The organism is Paludibacterium sp., assembly GCF_019232825.1.
Taxonomy (GTDB): Bacteria; Pseudomonadota; Gammaproteobacteria; order Burkholderiales; family Chromobacteriaceae; genus Paludibacterium.
The window spans coordinates 1-2168 of sequence record NZ_JAFAND010000091.1 but is presented as its reverse complement, the minus strand read 5'-3'; the positions used below and the strand labels follow the sequence as shown (position 1 = coordinate 2168).

The following is a 2168-nucleotide window of genomic DNA, read 5'->3' as shown; positions in this document are numbered from 1 at the left end:
GCATTGCGGACTATCACGTAGATCAACGTAGCGCCATGTTGTGATGATTGCACCCCAAAGCGACAGTAAATGTCGTTTAGGGCCGCTATGCTGCTTAAATGAAAAGGAACGACACTCTCCTGCGCCACTGGCACATGTTGCATCAGCTCCCACGTTTTCCGCGTCGGATCAGTACGGCTGAAATCCTAACTCGTCTCGAAGCGGCCGGGTTTGAAGCGACCGTACGAACAATACAGCGCGATCTCGTAAAACTGTCTGCGTCATTGCCGTTGGTGGCCGACTCCTCCAAGCCACAAGGCTGGTCATGGGCGGCAGACGCGCCGCAACTGGATTTGCCTATGCTAGAGCCTCAGGCCGCATTGGTGCTCCATCTGGCGGAGCGTTATCTGGGTGACTTGTTACCGAAAAGCACTTTGGATTATCTAGCCCCATGGTTCCGTACGGCCGCTGGCGTGCTGGACAATCACAGCAATGGCCTTTCGGCCTGGCGCCGAAAGGTGCGAGTGCTGGCAACTGGCTTACCGCAACTACCGCCGGCAATCGATCCCGAAGTTCAATCGGTGGTTACGCAAGCCTTGCTGACGCATCGGCGGTTGGAGGTGGTCTATTGCGCCCGCGATGCTACGGAACTTCGCCAGTATCAGGTCAACCCGCTTGGGTTGGTGGTGCGCGATCAAGTGATCTATCTCGTGTGCACGCTCCGTGAGTATGATGACATCAAGCAGCTAGTGCTGGGACGTATCCGTACTGCCGATCTGACGGACCTGCCTGTAAAAGAGATCAATGGCTTTGATCTGGACGAGTACATTGCACAGGGTAACTTTGGCTTTCTTGTGCAGGGCGAGCAAAAGGTCAATCTGATTCTTCACGTCGAAAAAGCCTACGCTACGACACTCATCGAGCGTCCGTTGGACCCGAATCAGCAGGTTATATCCTCTGGTGACGACCATGTGCAGCTGATCGCCCAAGTACACAACACCCAGGAGCTGCGCCGCTGGATCATGGGCTTTGGCGTCCATGCCCAAGTACTTGGACCAACAAGTTTGCGAGAGGAGATGCGTTTGTTGGCCAATAAACTGCATGAAACATATGCGAACTAAATCCGTACAAAAGGGAATGCTGCCAAGCGACCTAAAATGTCGCCACCTGCTCGTAGTATGCCCCTACTGCGGTCAACCGGCCGCATAAGCTTGATACGACAAATAGTCGGAATTCGGACAGGGGACGCATGATGTTTAGGGTAATCGGCGCAACGGTAGTCTATGGCTTTGCAAGCTTCGGATTCTACGTGTGGTGGAAGGAACACATGCAGGCATGCTTTTGCACTTCGCACAGAGGCAGCCCAACAGGACATAGTTCACACGCTGATACATAACGAATGGGGAATTTTGTGGTCATCACGGTGGCCACACTGTGCCGACCACCAAACTGCACAAGCCATAACACCTTGATTTATCTTAAAAATTAAAATCACACCGAATAAAATCGGATGTCAAATTGACCAGAAATTCAACGGTGCCTGGCCGCTACTGACCGGGCTGCGCGGTTTGGCTGAGCCAGACGCGGTACAGTTTCAGCTCCTCCGGACCAAGCCAGCCTTCATAATAACCCTGGAATTTCTGCCGCAATTCCTTCAATTCAAACTGATGATTCACCCGCTCCACGATCTTGGCGCCCCAAGCAGTGCGGGCGCAGGCCACCTCATGGGAGAGCAGGTCGTGGCTCTCCTCCAAGGGGAGGTGGATCGTCGTCTGGTGCTTGGGCTGAGTACGGGCCAGGTATTCTTCTTCCGGAGAGGAACTCCGGAAATAGTCGATACGCCCCATCTGCAGCATCTGGCTCAAACTCTCGATATCTCCGGTGCTGCGCTCGTCGTGGCTGGAATACAAGGGCTCAAGCGCTCGATCGAGTGCTGCTCCGAAGGATCGCCCGCGGGGATGACCAAGCCGCAGCGGTGAGGTAGCAGCAACCCTGCTCATTGAAATCAGGCCGTTTCCATTGCGATAAGGGGCAAACTTGGGGGTAAGGCTATCCAGCGTAATGATGCCATTGGGAAGCGTGTACAAGAACGGTCGGCTTAAGCCATGAATGCTTCACGGCGCGGCGTGCGCAGCAGGAGGATGGTGCACACATTCTTGGCGTCGCCAATGTCCTTTTCGATTCGGGCC

General features: G+C 54.4%; 2 protein-coding genes. One reads left to right on the top strand and one right to left on the bottom strand.

Annotated features, from left to right (window positions below):
- Window positions 1-98 precede the first annotated feature (98 nt).
- Window positions 99-1100, top strand: a complete 1002-nt coding sequence (locus JOZ06_RS11750) for a WYL domain-containing protein (protein WP_293232609.1) — start codon at window positions 99-101, stop codon at window positions 1098-1100.
- Window positions 1101-1526: 426 nt separating this feature from the next.
- On the opposite strand, the gene JOZ06_RS11745 is transcribed toward JOZ06_RS11750, so the two are convergent.
- Window positions 1527-2066, bottom strand: coding sequence for a hypothetical protein (locus JOZ06_RS11745; RefSeq protein ID WP_293232607.1), 540 nt, complete (start codon window positions 2064-2066; stop codon window positions 1527-1529).
- Window positions 2067-2168: the final 102 nt, after the last annotated feature.